The organism is Streptococcus mitis (assembly GCF_001074635.1).
Taxonomy (GTDB): Bacteria; Bacillota; Bacilli; order Lactobacillales; family Streptococcaceae; genus Streptococcus; species Streptococcus mitis_E.
Genome location: NZ_JUQO01000156.1, coordinates 1 through 14,882, shown reverse-complemented (window position 1 = coordinate 14,882; position 14,882 = coordinate 1). Strand labels below are relative to the sequence as shown.

At 43.6% G+C, this 14,882-nt stretch carries 14 protein-coding genes; all 14 read left to right on the top strand.

Annotated elements, in window-relative coordinates:
• Positions 1 to 74 precede the first annotated feature (74 nt).
• The 14 genes from ADI58_RS06535 to ADI58_RS06470 all read left to right on the top strand — a co-directional run bounded on the left by ADI58_RS06535 (position 75) and on the right by ADI58_RS06470 (position 14,779).
• Positions 75 to 1,688: a ribonuclease Y gene (locus ADI58_RS06535; protein ID WP_000404936.1), complete on the top strand. Its 1,614-nt coding sequence runs from the start codon at positions 75 to 77 to the stop codon at positions 1,686 to 1,688.
• A 129-nt stretch (positions 1,689 to 1,817) separates the two neighbouring features.
• On the top strand, positions 1,818 to 2,444 hold the full coding sequence (gene gmk / locus ADI58_RS06530) for a guanylate kinase (protein ID WP_049521923.1): 627 nt from the start codon (positions 1,818 to 1,820) through the stop codon (positions 2,442 to 2,444).
• 24 nt (positions 2,445 to 2,468) lie between these two features.
• Complete coding sequence (rpoZ, locus tag ADI58_RS06525; protein WP_000979235.1) at positions 2,469 to 2,783, top strand: DNA-directed RNA polymerase subunit omega; 315 nt, start codon at positions 2,469 to 2,471, stop codon at positions 2,781 to 2,783.
• Between the two features lie 65 nt (positions 2,784 to 2,848).
• Complete coding sequence (locus ADI58_RS06520; RefSeq protein ID WP_049521922.1) at positions 2,849 to 5,245, top strand: primosomal protein N'; 2,397 nt, start codon at positions 2,849 to 2,851, stop codon at positions 5,243 to 5,245.
• 12 nt (positions 5,246 to 5,257) lie between these two features.
• The gene (gene fmt / locus ADI58_RS06515; RefSeq protein WP_049521921.1) at positions 5,258 to 6,193 is read left to right on the top strand and encodes a methionyl-tRNA formyltransferase; all 936 of its coding nucleotides are present in this window, start codon (positions 5,258 to 5,260) and stop codon (positions 6,191 to 6,193) included.
• A complete protein-coding gene (rsmB, locus tag ADI58_RS06510; RefSeq protein WP_049521935.1) occupies positions 6,186 to 7,499 on the top strand; it encodes a 16S rRNA (cytosine(967)-C(5))-methyltransferase RsmB in 1,314 nt (437 codons plus the stop codon). The genes fmt and rsmB overlap by 8 nt, the downstream gene beginning before the upstream one ends.
• A gap of 14 nt (positions 7,500 to 7,513) precedes the next feature.
• Positions 7,514 to 8,254 carry a Stp1/IreP family PP2C-type Ser/Thr phosphatase gene (locus ADI58_RS06505; protein WP_000406242.1) on the top strand — a complete coding sequence of 247 codons (741 nt, stop codon included), beginning with the start codon at positions 7,514 to 7,516 and terminating at the stop codon, positions 8,252 to 8,254.
• Positions 8,251 to 10,152, top strand: a complete 1,902-nt coding sequence (pknB, locus tag ADI58_RS06500; protein ID WP_049521920.1) for a Stk1 family PASTA domain-containing Ser/Thr kinase — start codon at positions 8,251 to 8,253, stop codon at positions 10,150 to 10,152. Before ADI58_RS06505 ends, pknB begins: the two co-directional genes overlap by 4 nt.
• A gap of 88 nt (positions 10,153 to 10,240) precedes the next feature.
• Positions 10,241 to 10,999: a threonine/serine exporter family protein gene (locus ADI58_RS06495; protein WP_049521919.1), complete on the top strand. Its 759-nt coding sequence runs from the start codon at positions 10,241 to 10,243 to the stop codon at positions 10,997 to 10,999.
• Position 11,000: 1 nt separating this feature from the next.
• Positions 11,001 to 11,441 carry a threonine/serine exporter family protein gene (locus tag ADI58_RS06490; RefSeq protein ID WP_000176930.1) on the top strand — a complete coding sequence of 147 codons (441 nt, stop codon included), beginning with the start codon at positions 11,001 to 11,003 and terminating at the stop codon, positions 11,439 to 11,441.
• Between the two features lie 106 nt (positions 11,442 to 11,547).
• Positions 11,548 to 11,868, top strand: a complete 321-nt coding sequence (locus ADI58_RS06485; protein ID WP_049521918.1) for a hypothetical protein — start codon at positions 11,548 to 11,550, stop codon at positions 11,866 to 11,868.
• Positions 11,869 to 11,953: 85 nt separating this feature from the next.
• Positions 11,954 to 12,202 carry a hypothetical protein gene (locus ADI58_RS06480; RefSeq protein WP_049521934.1) on the top strand — a complete coding sequence of 83 codons (249 nt, stop codon included), beginning with the start codon at positions 11,954 to 11,956 and terminating at the stop codon, positions 12,200 to 12,202.
• A 130-nt stretch (positions 12,203 to 12,332) separates the two neighbouring features.
• Positions 12,333 to 13,505 (top strand): hydroxymethylglutaryl-CoA synthase, encoded by a 1,173-nt coding sequence (locus ADI58_RS06475; RefSeq protein WP_049521917.1) that lies wholly within the window; start codon positions 12,333 to 12,335, stop codon positions 13,503 to 13,505.
• Entirely contained in the window at positions 13,505 to 14,779 is a 1,275-nt protein-coding gene (locus tag ADI58_RS06470) for a hydroxymethylglutaryl-CoA reductase, degradative (protein ID WP_049521916.1), read from the top strand. The genes ADI58_RS06475 and ADI58_RS06470 overlap by 1 nt, the downstream gene beginning before the upstream one ends.
• Positions 14,780 to 14,882 lie beyond the last annotated feature (103 nt).

Sequence of the window (14,882 nt, the reverse complement as noted above, 5' to 3'; positions counted from 1 at the left end):
TGAAAATCACTTTTTTATGGTAGAATGTAAAAGAATGTATGTCATTCGGAATAACAATAAAATGAGGTAAAAACATGGAAATCATGTCGCTTGCGATTGCTGTTTTTGCCGTCATCATTGGTTTAGTCATTGGATATGTCAGCATCTCAGCCAAGATGAAATCATCTCAGGAAGCTGCGGAGTTGATGCTTTTAAATGCTGAACAAGAAGCAACTAATTTACGTGGACAAGCTGAGCGTGAAGCAGATTTACTTGTTAATGAAGCCAAACGTGAAAGCAAGTCTCTTAAAAAAGAAGCACTATTGGAGGCCAAAGAAGAAGCCAGAAAATACCGTGAAGAAGTGGACGCTGAATTCAAATCAGAACGTCAAGAACTCAAACAAATCGAAAGTCGTCTGACAGAGAGAGCTACTAGCCTCGACCGTAAGGACGACAATTTGACGAGTAAAGAACAAACACTTGAACAAAAAGAACAAAGTATTTCTGATAGAGCGAAAAACCTTGATGCGCGTGAAGAGCAATTAGAGGAAGTCGAAAGACAAAAAGAAGCAGAGCTAGAGCGTATTGGTGCCCTGTCTCAGGCAGAAGCACGAGATATTATCTTGGCTCAGACAGAGGAGAACTTGACCAAGGAGATTGCTAGCCGTATTCGTGAAGCAGAGCAAGAGGTCAAGGAACGTTCTGACAAAATGGCCAAGGATATCCTTGTTCAAGCTATGCAACGTATCGCTGGTGAATATGTGGCGGAGTCAACGAACTCAACGGTTCATCTGCCAGACGATACTATGAAGGGACGCATTATTGGTCGTGAAGGTCGTAACATTCGTACCTTTGAAAGTTTGACAGGGGTCGATGTGATTATCGACGATACACCAGAAGTGGTGACCTTGTCAGGATTTGATCCGATTCGTCGTGAGATTGCCCGTATGACTATGGAAATGTTGCTCAAAGATGGTCGCATCCACCCAGCTCGTATCGAAGAGTTGGTTGAGAAAAACCGTCAAGAGATTGACAATAAGATCCGTGAATACGGTGAGGCAGCGGCCTATGAGATTGGTGCGCCAAACCTTCACCCTGACTTGATGAAAATCATGGGACGTTTGCAGTTCCGTACTTCATATGGACAAAATGTCTTGCGTCATTCGATTGAGGTGGCTAAGTTGGCTGGTATCATGGCGAGCGAACTTGGTGAAAATGCGGCTCTTGCCCGTCGTGCTGGATTCCTTCACGATATCGGAAAAGCCATTGACCGCGAGGTTGAAGGTAGCCACGTTGAAATTGGTATGGAATTGGCTCGTAAGTACAAGGAACACCCAGTTGTGGTGAATACGATCGCTAGTCACCACGGCGATGTCGAAGCCGAAAGTGTCATTGCAGTGATTGTCGCTGCAGCAGATGCCTTGAGTGCAGCCCGTCCAGGTGCTCGTAGTGAGTCTCTTGAAAGCTATATCAAGCGTCTCCATGATTTGGAAGAAATTGCGAACGGCTTTGAAGGAGTACAAACTAGCTTTGCCCTTCAAGCAGGACGTGAAATTCGTATCATGGTAAATCCAGGACAAATCAAGGACGACAAAGTCACAATCTTGGCTCACAAAGTTCGTGAGAAAATTGAAAACAATCTCGATTACCCAGGAAATATCAAGGTAACCGTGATTCGTGAACTTCGTGCAGTAGATTATGCTAAATAAATAAGAAAGAGCAGTTGAAAAATTACTGCTTTTTTGTTACACTAGATAGAAAGACTGTAAAGGATAATCTGGCTTTTTGCCATTATTCTAGAGAAATGTTATTTCACAGACTGACTAAAAGGAGACACAATGGCAGACCGAGGCTTACTAATCGTTTTTTCTGGTCCTTCAGGAGTTGGAAAAGGAACGGTTAGAAGAGAGATTTTTGAGAATTCTGAAAACCAATTTCAATACTCTGTATCGATGACGACACGCGCACAACGTCCTGGAGAAGTGGACGGTGTTGACTATTTCTTCCGTACTCGCGAAGAGTTTGAAGAGCTGATTCGTCAAGGACAGATGTTGGAATACGCAGAATACGTCGGCAACTACTATGGCACTCCTCTGACCTATGTCAATGAAACCTTGGACAAGGGAATCGATGTTTTCCTTGAAATTGAGGTTCAGGGCGCTCTTCAGGTCAAGAAAAAGGTTCCAGATGCTGTCTTTATCTTCCTGACACCACCAGATTTGGATGAATTGCAAGATCGTTTGGTAGGACGTGGAACAGACAGTGCAGAAGTGATTGCCCAACGAATCGAAAAGGCCAAGGAAGAAATTGCTCTCATGCGTGAGTATGATTATGCGATTGTCAACGATCAGGTGCCCCTAGCTGCTGAGCGTGTCAAACGTGTGATCGAAGCAGAACACTTTCGTGTGGATCGTGTCATTGGTCACTATCAGGAGATGTTACCAAAGTCTCCAACTACTCGATAAAATTTAGAAAATAGGTACAAGCAAATGATGTTAAAACCCTCTATTGATACCTTGCTAGACAAGGTTCCTTCAAAATATTCACTCGTAATCTTGGAAGCAAAACGTGCCCACGAATTGGAAGCAGGTGCGCCAGCAACTCAAGGTTTCAAGTCTGAAAAATCAACTCTTCGCGCTTTAGAAGAAATCGAATCAGGAAATGTAACAATTCACCCAGATCCAGAAGGAAAACGTGAAGCTGTGCGTCGCCGTATCGAAGAAGAAAAACGTCGCAAAGAAGAAGAAGAAAAGAAAATCAAAGAGCAAATCGCTAAAGAAAAAGAAGATGGTGAAAAAATTTAAGGTTGGGGGGACTCAATCTTATTTTTTCTATTGCAAGAATATACTGACAAGGAGGAGGTGAGAAGATGGCTATAGCTAAAATTATCGTGGATGTGCCTTTGATGCAGACGGATCAACCCTATAGTTATAGGATTCCGGAGGAATTCGAGGGAATGCTGGAAGTTGGGATGCGGGTCCATGTACCTTTTGGTAAGGGCAATCGCCTGATTCAAGGGATTGTTCTTGGTTTGGAGTCCCAACCAGATGAAGAAGAGGTTAATCAAGATTTAAAAGATATTGCGGAGGTGCTGGATTTTTCTCCTGTTCTCACGCAAGAACAACTCTGGCTGGCTGAGGAGTTACGCAAATCTGTCTTCTCCTACAAAATCTCTATCCTCAAGGCTATGTTACCAGGATTTCTGAACTCCAGCTATGACAAGATTCTCTATCCTCTGGCAGGTCTGAGTCAGGAAGACAGAGAGCGCTTGTTTGGTTCAGAAGATTCGCTTGCTTTTTCTTCTCTGGATTTAGCTAAGCAAGCTGAAATGATGCGACTGACTAGAAAAGGCCTGCTTGGTCTGGAGTATCAGGCAGTTGATCAAAAGAAGGTCAAGACCCAGTCTTGGTATGAGGTAGATGCTACTCAGTTAGAGAAAATTGAGATCTCTACGCGTGCTAAGAAAAAGTTGGAATTGAGAGACTATTTGCTGTCTCATCCTGAGAGTGCTTCCTTGGCTAGTTTGCTAGAGTCCTACTCGCGGGAGCAAGTCAACTTCTTTGTGGAACAAGGTGCTGTTACTATAGTTCAAAAGGAAGTCCAACGCTCGGCTGCTTATTTTGAAGGAATTGAAGCAAGTCAGCCTTTGGAGTTGAATCCAGAGCAAAGGCAGGCGCGTGATGCGGTTGTCAGTGCGATTGGCAGTCATCAGTCTCCCTTCCTCCTTCAAGGGATTACAGGAAGTGGGAAGACCGAGGTTTACTTACAAATAATCCAAGGAGCTTTGGATAAGGGGAAAACAGCCATTTTACTGGTGCCTGAGATTTCCTTGACTCCACAGATGACGGAGCGTTTTATTGCTCGTTTTGGTGAGAAAGTGGCCATTCTTCACTCAGGCTTGTCCAATGGTGAAAAGTATGATGAATGGCGCAAAGTGGAACGAGGAGATGCTCAAGTTGTGGTTGGAGCCAGATCAGCCATCTTTGCTCCGCTGAAAAATCTAGGTGTCATGATTATCGATGAGGAGCATGAAGCCAGTTACAAGCAAGACAGCAATCCCCGTTACCATGCTAGAGAGGTTGCTGTTTTACGGGCTCAGTATAATCAAGCAGCATTGGTACTTGGTTCAGCAACTCCTAGTCTGGAAAGCCGTGCTCGCGCTGGCAAAGGTGTCTATCAACATTTACGTCTAACCCAACGAGCTAATCCTTTAGCTAGGATCCCTGAGGTTCAAGTGATTGACTTTCGAGACTATATCGGGCATAATGAGACGTCAAACTTTACGCCACCTTTGTTAGAAGCTATTCAGGACCGTCTGGCTAAAAAAGAGCAGGTGGTTCTCATGCTCAATCGTCGTGGTTATTCTAGCTTTGTTATGTGTCGGGAGTGTGGGACCGTTGATACTTGTCCCAACTGTGACATTTCTCTCACTCTGCACATGGATACTAAGACCATGAACTGCCATTATTGTGGTTTTTCGAAGGACATTCCTCAGGTCTGTCCTAACTGTAAGAGTCGAAGTATTCGTTACTATGGGACGGGAACTCAGAAGGCTTATGACGAGCTGGCAGAACTCTTTCCGCAGGCCCGCATTTTGCGGATGGATGTGGATACGACTCGCAAGAAAGGCAGTCACCAAGCTCTACTTGACCAGTTTGGACGAGGAGAAGCAGATATTTTGCTTGGTACTCAGATGATTGCCAAAGGTTTGGATTTTCCCAATGTGACACTAGTCGGAGTTCTCAATGCGGATACGGCCTTAAATCTGCCTGATTTCCGTTCTTCTGAGAGAACCTTCCAGCTCTTGACTCAGGTGGCAGGTCGAGCAGGTCGGGCTGAAAAAGCTGGTCAGGTCCTGATTCAGTCTTACAATCCTCAGCACTACGCTATTCGATTTGCCAAGGATCAGGACTACGAAGGCTTTTACGCTTATGAAATGGGAATCAGACGACAACTTGGTTATCCACCTTACTATTTCACGATTGGCATTACCCTTTCTCACAAGAAAGAAGAAGAGGTTGTCAAACGTGCCTATGAAGTTATGAACATTTTGCGGTCAGGCTTGTCAGAGACCAGTAACATTCTTGGGCCAACGCCCAAACCCATCGCCCGTACCCACAACCTCTATCATTACCAGATTTTGATTAAATACCGTTTAGAAGATGAGCTGGGGCCGACTCTAAATCAGGTTCTGGCCCTGACTCAAGAACGGGAAAATAGTGATCTCCGTCTCAGCATTGACCATGAGCCACAGCAATTTTTATAAGAAGGAGAAGATATGACAAAACTAATCTTTATGGGGACACCCGACTTTTCAGCAACAGTCTTAAAAGGACTTTTGACAGATGACCGTTACGAAATTCTAGCCGTTGTGACACAGCCGGACCGCGCTGTTGGTCGTAAAAAAGTTATCCAAGAAACCCCAGTCAAGCAGGCTGCCAAGGAAGCAGGTCTTCCAATTTACCAACCTGAAAAATTATCTGGAAGTCCAGAAATGGAAGCGATTATGAATCTAGGAGCAGATGGAATTGTGACTGCTGCTTTTGGCCAGTTTCTCCCAAGTAAACTCCTTGATAGCATGGCCTTTGCGGTCAATGTCCACGCCTCCCTCCTTCCTAAACATCGTGGTGGTGCGCCTATCCATTATGCCTTGATTCAAGGGGATGAGGAGGCTGGTGTGACCATTATGGAAATGGTGAAGGAAATGGATGCGGGGGATATGATTTCTCGTCGCAGTATTCCTATCACAGATGAGGACAATGTCGGCACCTTGTTTGAGAAATTGGCGCTAGTTGGTCGTGATTTGCTTTTGGATACTTTGCCTGCCTATATTGCTGGTGATATCAAACCTGAACCGCAGGATACAAGTCAGGTTACTTTCTCGCCAAATATCAAACCCGAGGAAGAAAAGTTGGATTGGAATAAAAGCAATCGTCAACTTTTCAACCAAATCCGTGGGATGAACCCGTGGCCTGTTGCCCATACTTTCCTTAAGGGCGACCGCTTTAAGATTTATGAAGCTCTAGCTGTAGAAGGTCAGGGAAATCCAGGTGAGATTCTCTCTATCGGCAAGAAAGAATTGATTGTCGCAACGGCAGAAGGGGCTCTATCCCTCAAACAAGTGCAGCCAGCTGGTAAACCTAAGATGGATATTGCTTCCTTCCTCAACGGTGTTGGACGGACATTGACTGTAGGAGAACGATTTGGTGACTAAAGTAGAAACGGCTAGAAGTTTAGCCCTAGCAGTATTAGAAGATGTCTTTATCAATCAAGCATACTCAAATATTGCCTTAAATAAGCATCTCAAGGGAAGTCAACTTTCGGCAGCAGACAAGGGTTTGGTAACCGAGCTGGTCTATGGAACGGTAGCCCGTAAACTGACTCTGGAATGGTACCTATCCCACTTTATCGAAGACAGAGACCAGTTAGACAGTTGGCTTTATGTCCTTCTTCTCATGAGTGCCTACCAGCTCCGCTATTTGAACAAGATTCCAGATCATGCTGTAGTCAATGAAGCAGTAGAATTAGCCAAAGTCCGTAAAAAAGGCAGTGAAAAATTGGTCAACGCTGTCCTTCGCCGTATCTTGCGTGAAGGCTGGCCAGATATCACCAGCATCAAACGAAAAAATAAGCGTGACTCCATTGCCTATTCCCTTCCGGTTTGGCTAGTTGCCAAACTCAAGGAAGAATACGGAGAGGAGCGAGCGCAAGCTATTTTTGAAAGTCTCTTGGTGCGTAACAAGGCCAGTATTCGTGTGACTGATTTAAGCCGAAAAGAGGAAATTCAAGCCTTGTTGGAGGCTAGTGACTCATCCTTGTCTCCCTCTGGTCTGGTTAAGGAACAGGGACACTTTGCAGGGCATAATTTGTTTTCGGATGGAGCCATTACCATTCAAGACGAGTCCAGTCAATTGGTTGCGCCAACTCTTGATTTACAAGGTGATGAGAAGGTTCTAGATGCTTGTGCGGCTCCAGGTGGAAAAACAGCCCATATAGCTTCTTATCTCACGACAGGTCAGGTTACGGCTTTGGACCTTTACGATCACAAGTTGGACTTGATCCAAGAAAATGCTCAACGTCTGGGAGTTGCAGATCGGGTTCAAAGGCAAAAATTAGATGCCAGAAAGGTGCATGAGTTTTTTGGTCAGGATTCATTTGATAAGATTTTGGTGGATGCTCCCTGTTCAGGAATTGGTCTTTTGCGTCGAAAACCAGACATCAAATACAATAAAGAAACGGCAGATTTCGCGTCCTTACAGGAAATTCAGCTAGAAATATTAGGTAGTGTTTGTCAAACACTACGCAAAGGTGGTATAATAACTTATAGTACCTGTACTATTGTCTCAGAGGAGAATTTTCAAGTCGTTGAGGCGTTTTTAGAAAGTCATTCTGAGTTCGAGCAGGTAAAACTAGAACATGAATGTAAGGATATCATGAAAGACGGCTGTATCCTCATCACCCCTGAATTGTATGGAAGTGATGGATTCTTCATCAGTCAATTTCGCAAGATATCGGATTAGGAAGGAACTGACACATGGAAATTTCATTATTAACAGATGTTGGTCAGAAACGAACAAATAACCAAGACTATGTCAACCACTATGTCAATAGAGCTGGACGTACTATGATTATTTTAGCTGATGGGATGGGAGGTCATCGCGCAGGGAATATCGCTAGTGAAATGGCGGTAACAGACCTAGGTATAGCTTGGGTTGACACCCAGATCGATACAGTCAATGAAGTGCGTGAATGGTTCGCCAATTACCTAGAAATTGAAAATCAAAAGATTCATCAACTTGGACAAGATGATGCCTATAAAGGAATGGGAACAACTCTAGAAGCTGTTGCTATTATTGGCAATCAGGCTATCTATGCTCATATTGGAGATTCTCGTATCGGTTTGATTCGTGGAGAAGAGTACCACCAGTTGACGAGCGACCATTCTTTGGTCAATGAATTGCTTAAGGCTGGTCAATTGACACCAGAAGAAGCAGCTAGCCATCCACAGAAAAATATTATTACCCAGTCAATCGGTCAAAAAGATGAAGTTCAACCTGATTTTGGAATGATTACCCTTGAGCCAGGAGACTATCTCTTACTCAATAGTGATGGTTTGACTAACATGATTTCAGGCAGTGAGATTTGTGATATTGTAACCAGTGATATTCCTTTGGCAGATAAAACAGCGACGCTTGTGCGTTTTGCTAACAATGCAGGAGGTTTAGACAACATTACGGTTGCCCTTGTTTCTATGAACGAGGAGGATGCAGAATGATCCAAATCGGCAAGATTTTTGCCGGACGCTATCGGATTGTGAAACAGATTGGCCGAGGAGGCATGGCAGATGTCTATTTGGCCAAGGATTTAATTCTAGACGGAGAAGAAGTGGCAGTGAAGGTCCTGAGGACCAACTACCAGACGGACCCGATAGCTGTAGCTCGTTTTCAGCGTGAAGCGAGAGCTATGGCAGATCTAGACCATCCTCATATCGTTCGGATAACAGATATTGGTGAGGAAGACGGTCAACAGTATCTTGCAATGGAGTATGTTGCTGGACTAGACCTCAAACGCTATATCAAGGAACACTATCCTCTTTCTAATGAAGAAGCAGTCCGTATCATGGGACAAATTCTCTTGGCTATGCGTTTGGCCCATACTAGAGGAATTGTCCATAGGGACTTGAAACCTCAAAATATCCTTTTGACACCAGATGGGACTGCCAAGGTCACAGACTTTGGGATTGCAGTAGCCTTTGCAGAGACGAGTCTGACTCAGACTAACTCTATGCTGGGTTCGGTTCATTACTTGTCACCAGAGCAGGCGCGTGGTTCTAAGGCGACTGTACAGAGTGATATCTATGCCATGGGGATTATTTTCTATGAGATGCTGACAGGCCATATCCCTTATGACGGGGATAGTGCGGTGACCATCGCCCTTCAGCATTTCCAGAAACCACTGCCATCGGTTATAGCTGAAAATCCATCTGTGCCTCAGGCTTTGGAGAATGTTGTTATCAAGGCAACTGCCAAGAAATTGACAGATCGTTATCAGTCAGTTGCAGAGATGTATGTGGACTTGTCTAGTAGCTTGTCTTACAATCGTCGCAATGAGCCTAAACTGGTATTTAATGATACTACTAAGGCGGACACCAAGACTTTACCAAAAGTATCTCAGAGTACCTTGACTTCGATTCCTAAGGTGCAAACACAAAGTCCAAAGCCACAGGCTGCGAAGCCGAGTCAGCAGGTTTCAGAAGACAATTACGCAACCAAGCCTGTTAAGAAACGGAAATTTAGAGTACGTTATATGATTTTGTTGGCCAGCATTGTATTGGTGGCAGCTTCTCTTATTTGGATACTATCCAGAACTCCTGCAACCATTGCCATTCCAGATGTGGCAGGTCAGACAGTTGCGGAGGCCAAGGAAACGCTCAAGAAAGCCAATTTTGAGATTGGCGAGGAGAAATCAGAGGCTAGTGAAAAGGTGGAAGAAGGGCGGATTATCCGTACAGATCCTGAAGCTGGAAAGACTCGAAAAGAAGGTTCGAAAATCAATTTGGTTGTCTCATCAGGCAAGCAATCTTTCCAATTGAGTAACTATATCGGCCGTAAATCGACAGATGTTATAGCAGAACTCAAGCAGAAGAAGGTTCCTGAAAATCTCATCAAGATTGAGGAAGAAGAATCAAGTGAGAGCGAAGCAGGAACTGTTCTCAGACAGAGTCCAGCTGCTGGAACAACCTATGATTTGAGCAAGGCCTCAACGATTACCTTAACCGTTGCTAAGAAAGTAACCAGCGTTTCTATGCCAAGTTATAAAGGATCTAGTCTTGAATTTACTAAAAATAATCTTATTCAAATTGTTGGGATTAAGGAAGCCAATATTGAAGTTGTAGAAGTGTCGACAGCTCCTGATGGAACTGCTGAGGGTACAGTCGTTGAACAGAGTCCAAAAGCGGGTGAAAAGGTTGATTTGACTAAGACGCGTGTCAAGATTTCAATCTACAAACCAAAAACACCACCGTCAACGTCATCATCAGCACCATCCCAACGTGGAAACCAAGGTTCTACTACGACACCAAGTCAGGGGAACCAACAAGGAAATCAACGAGGGAATGCACCTGCTACTACTCAATCAAGTAGTGAAGGCAACCACGAAAATTCTCGTGATTAAACGAATCTTTGTCATGATTTCATGGCAAAGATTTTTTTTGACTCCAGATTTGTGATAGAATAGAGGAAGTTGATAAAAGGAGGAAAGCATGGAAGAATCAAAAGAATTAAATGCCGTTATTGATGTGATTATGTTAGCTGGAACCATTCTCCTCAAAAGTGGTTCAGAGATTCATCGCGTAGAAGATACCATGATTCGTATTGCGCATTCGCAGGGGATTATGGATTGCAATGTTCTTGCCATGCCTGCTGCCATCTTTTTCTCCATTGAAAATACCAATATTTCGCGAATGAAACGCGTGACCTCATCTTCTTATAATATTGAAAAAGTCTGTGATGTGAACCAGATTTCTCGTCAGTTGGTAGGAGGAAATCTTGATTTAGAGACAGCCTTCAAGCAATTGAAGGCCTTGCAAGCCCAGCCGCTTCCTTATACTAAGTTGCAGGTAACTTTGGCTGCGACCTTTAGTGCCCCTTTCTTTTCAGTTATGTTTAGTGGAAACATCTACGACGCACTTGGGGCAGGAGTGGCGACCTTATTTGGTTTTGCCTTTTCCCTCTATGTGGAAAAGTTTATCCGAATTCCCTTTGTGACGGCCTTTGCTGGAGCCTTTGTCTTTGGGATGATTGCCCAGTTTTGGGCTCGCTACACAGGTTTTCCTTCAACGGCAGATTTGATTATAGCTGGTGCGGTCATGCCGTTTGTACCAGGTATTGCCTTGACTAATGCGGTTCGTGATATTATGACTAATCACATAAACTCTGGTATGAGTAAGATGTTTGAATCTCTACTCATTACCCTTGCTTTAGGGGCGGGAACTTCTGTCGCCTTGGTATTGATGAATTAATATGACACTAACAACCTTTTTATTACAAGCAGTAGCAAGTCTTCTTGCAATTATCACTTTTTTAATCGTACTCAATGTTCAACGCTCTATGCTCTTACCTGGTGGGATTTTGGGCATGGCTGTCTGGCTAATTTATCTTTTGCTCAAGGAACCGACCAATGTTATTGTGGCTACTTTTATTGCAGCCATTATCGGTTCTTGTGTCAGCCAGATTTTAAGTATTCTTTATAAGACACCTGCTGTGGTCTTTATCTTAGCCATTTTGGCACCTCTGGTTCCGGGTTATCTCTCCTATCGGACAACTGCCTTTTTTGTGACGGGAGATTACAGTCATGCCATTGCTAGTGCAACCTTGGTTGTCATGTTGGCTTTGGTAATTTCCATTGGAATGGCTAGCGGAACAGTGATTCTCAGACTGTATCATTATATAAAAACACATTGAGTATAGTAGAGTTTTCAGAAACAAAAGAATTTTCTGAAAAATAAGACAAATAAATTGACAACGCTTTCTATATGTGCTATTCTATATATAGAAAGGAGGAAAAATCATGAAAAAATCACTATTTTCCTTATTGTCTGTAAGTCTACTGACTTTGTTGGTCAGTGCCAGTCCGGTGAGTGCATCATCTAGTTCAAATGAGGTTGATAAAGGCTACACCTCTTTTAGAAGTGTATTCTATATTAAGCGTAATAAAACTATAAGACACTATTATGGAACGGCTTCTGCTATTCCCACAACGTTTGATTATAAAGAAAATGTGGAGGGGAAATGGTACAGAGGGACTTTAACTTTAACATCAACCACTAGAACTGATAATGGGGGCTGGTACGCAACTTATTCTGGACAACTAGTTACAGCTATACATTAAATGAAAAGAGGTGCATCCAATGCAGAGGAAGCGTATGTTCTTTTATGTATCTTTTTTAACTCTTTTTCTTTTAGCTACCCCAGTCATGGTTTCTAGTTCAGGCTCAGAGTTTCAAAGTGGATTGCAAGAGCATCAGTTGATTGCTGAGAAGGTTAGTAAAACACTTGACAAGACATTTGATAAGGATATCAGAGAAATTCCGACCAGTCAGTTTTATCAAGAATTTGTAGATGAGATGGGAAGGACTTACTCAGGAGATTTGATCCTCCAGGAACTGATAACTGAGAATGGGGCTTATAAAGCTACTTATGTTGGTGAACTCTATAGCAACTAATCATTCTTTAAAACTATGACCAATAAGAGACTTGATTTGGTGAATCAAGTCTTTTTTCTCTCTTTTACTGCCATTTGTGATAAAATAGTATAGAACGATTTTTTACATGAATGATAAAACAGAGGTAAATATGACAATCGGTATTGATAAGATTGGTTTTGCGACCAGTCAATATGTCTTGAAATTACAAGACTTAGCAGAAGCGAGGGGAATTGACCCTGAAAAATTAAGCAAAGGACTCTTACTCAAGGAATTGAGTATTGCGCCCCTAACTGAGGACATCGTGACCTTGGCGGCCAGTGCAAGTGACTCTATTTTAACTGAGCAAGAAAGAGCAGAAATTGGTATGGTCATTGTGGCTACCGAGTCAGGAATTGACCAGAGTAAGGCTGCGGCCGTCTTTGTGCATGGTTTGCTGGGCATTCAGCCCTTTGCTCGTAGTTTCGAGATTAAAGAAGCTTGCTATGGAGCGACAGCGGCCCTTCATTATGCAAAACTGCATGTGGAAAATTCTCCAGAGTCCAAGGTCTTGGTCATTGCCAGTGATATTGCCAAATATGGTATTGAAACTCCAGGAGAACCCACTCAGGGTGCTGGAAGTGTGGCCATGTTGATTACACAGAATCCACGCATTATGGCCTTTAATAATGACAATGTGGCTCAGACTCGTGACATCATGGATTTCTGGCGTCCAAATTACTCGACAACGCCTTATGTAAATGGTGTCTATTCTACCCAACAATATCTAGATAGTTTGAAAACGACTTGGCTTGAATACCAAAAACGTTACCAGCTTACTTTGGATGATTTTGCAGCTGTTTGCTTCCACTTGCCTTATCCTAAATTAGCGTTAAAAGGCTTAAAAAAAATTATGGATAAGAGCTTGCCTCAAGAGAAAAAAGACCTCTTGCAAAAGCATTTTGACCAGTCTATTCTCTACAGTCAAAAGGTGGGGAATATCTACACAGGTTCGCTTTTCCTTGGACTTTTGTCTCTCTTGGAAAATACAGATAGCTTGAAGGCTGGGGATAAAATTGCCCTTTATAGTTACGGAAGTGGGGCTGTGGCTGAGTTCTTTAGTGGTGAATTGGTTGAAGGATATGAAGCTTATTTGGATAAAGAGCGCTTGAACAAGCTCAATCAACGAACTGCCCTATCCGTTGCAGACTATGAAAAAGTCTTCTTTGAGGAAGTAGACTTAGATGAAACAAATTCTGCCCAGTTTGCTGGCTATGAAAATCAAGATTTTGCCTTGGTTGAAATTGTTGACCACCAACGCCGTTATAGCAAGGTTGAAAAATAATGAAGATAAGTTGGAATGGATTTTCTAAAAAATCATACCATGAGCGCCTCGAGCTGTTAAAAGCTCAGGCGCTCCTTAGTCCTGAAAAACAAACCAGTCTGGAGCAGGATGAACAGATGAGTGTGACTGTGGCAGACCAGCTGAGTGAGAATGTAGTGGGAACTTTTTCTCTGCCTTATTCGCTGGTCCCAGAGGTTCTTGTCAATGGACAGGAATACACCGTTCCCTATGTGACAGAAGAACCATCTGTGGTTGCTGCGGCCAGCTATGCCAGTAAAATCATCAAGCGTGCAGGTGGTTTTACTGCTCAGGTTCATGAGCGCCGGATGATTGGGCAGGTAGCTCTTTATCAAGTTGCTGAACCTGAACAAGCGCAAGAGAAGATTGCAAACAAAAAGACTGAGCTCTTGGAGCTTGCCAATCAATCTTATCCTTCTATCGTCAAACGTGGAGGTGGGGCGCGTGATCTGCATGTCGAGCAGATAAAAGGCGAAACAGACTTTCTCGTTGTTTATATTCATGTCGATACCCAGGAAGCCATGGGTGCCAATATGCTCAACACCATGCTGGAAGCCTTGAAACCAGTCTTAGAAGAACTCAGTCAGGGACAGAGTCTCATGGGGATTTTATCAAACTACGCGACGGATTCTTTGGTGACGGCAAGCTGTCGCATCGCCTTTCGCTACTTGAGCCGCCAAAAGGATCAAGGACGAGAAATTGCGGAGAAAATTGCGTTGGCTAGTCAGTTTGCGCAGGCTGATCCTTATCGTGCAGCTACCCACAATAAAGGTATTTTTAACGGCATTGATGCTATTTTAATAGCCACTGGTAATGACTGGCGTGCCATCGAAGCTGGGGCCCATGCCTTTGCCAGTCGAGACGGGTGCTATCAAGGTCTCAGCTCTTGGCGTCTAGACTTGGAGACAGAAGAATTAGTTGGTGAGATGACACTACCCATGCCTGTAGCGACCAAGGGTGGCTCTATCGGCCTTAACCCTCGTGTAGCTCTCAGTCATGAATTGCCGGGAAATCCTTCTGCCAAAGAATTAGCTCAGATTATCGTATCTATCGGGCTTGCCCAAAATTTTGCGGCCCTCAAAGCCTTGGTGAGCATAGGAATCCAGCAAGGTCACATGAAATTGCAGGCTAAATCCTTAGCTCTTCTAGCAGGTGCTAGTGAATCCGAGGTAGCTCTCCTAGTCGAGCGCCTCATCGCAGATAAAACCTTTAACCTAGAGACAGCCCAGCGTTATCTAGAAAACTTAAGATCATAAAAAACTCAGACAGATCGGTCTGAGTTTTCTTGTGCTTATACTCTTCGAAAATCAAATTCAAACCACGTCAGCTTCGCCTTGCCGTACTCAAGTACAGCCTGCG

Coding starts and splice junctions, on each gene's coding strand:
- ADI58_RS06475 (WP_049521917.1), top strand. CDS start 12,333: ATGACAATCGGTATTGATAAGATTGGTTTTGCGACCAGTCAATATGTC.
- ADI58_RS06495 (WP_049521919.1), top strand. CDS start 10,241: ATGGAAGAATCAAAAGAATTAAATGCCGTTATTGATGTGATTATGTTA.
- ADI58_RS06535 (WP_000404936.1), top strand. CDS start 75: ATGGAAATCATGTCGCTTGCGATTGCTGTTTTTGCCGTCATCATTGGT.
- ADI58_RS06480 (WP_049521934.1), top strand. CDS start 11,954: ATGGTTTCTAGTTCAGGCTCAGAGTTTCAAAGTGGATTGCAAGAGCAT.
- fmt (WP_049521921.1), top strand. CDS start 5,258: ATGACAAAACTAATCTTTATGGGGACACCCGACTTTTCAGCAACAGTC.
- rpoZ (WP_000979235.1), top strand. CDS start 2,469: ATGATGTTAAAACCCTCTATTGATACCTTGCTAGACAAGGTTCCTTCA.
- ADI58_RS06520 (WP_049521922.1), top strand. CDS start 2,849: ATGGCTATAGCTAAAATTATCGTGGATGTGCCTTTGATGCAGACGGAT.
- pknB (WP_049521920.1), top strand. CDS start 8,251: ATGATCCAAATCGGCAAGATTTTTGCCGGACGCTATCGGATTGTGAAA.
- gmk (WP_049521923.1), top strand. CDS start 1,818: ATGGCAGACCGAGGCTTACTAATCGTTTTTTCTGGTCCTTCAGGAGTT.
- ADI58_RS06505 (WP_000406242.1), top strand. CDS start 7,514: ATGGAAATTTCATTATTAACAGATGTTGGTCAGAAACGAACAAATAAC.
- ADI58_RS06470 (WP_049521916.1), top strand. CDS start 13,505: ATGAAGATAAGTTGGAATGGATTTTCTAAAAAATCATACCATGAGCGC.
- ADI58_RS06485 (WP_049521918.1), top strand. CDS start 11,548: ATGAAAAAATCACTATTTTCCTTATTGTCTGTAAGTCTACTGACTTTG.
- ADI58_RS06490 (WP_000176930.1), top strand. CDS start 11,001: ATGACACTAACAACCTTTTTATTACAAGCAGTAGCAAGTCTTCTTGCA.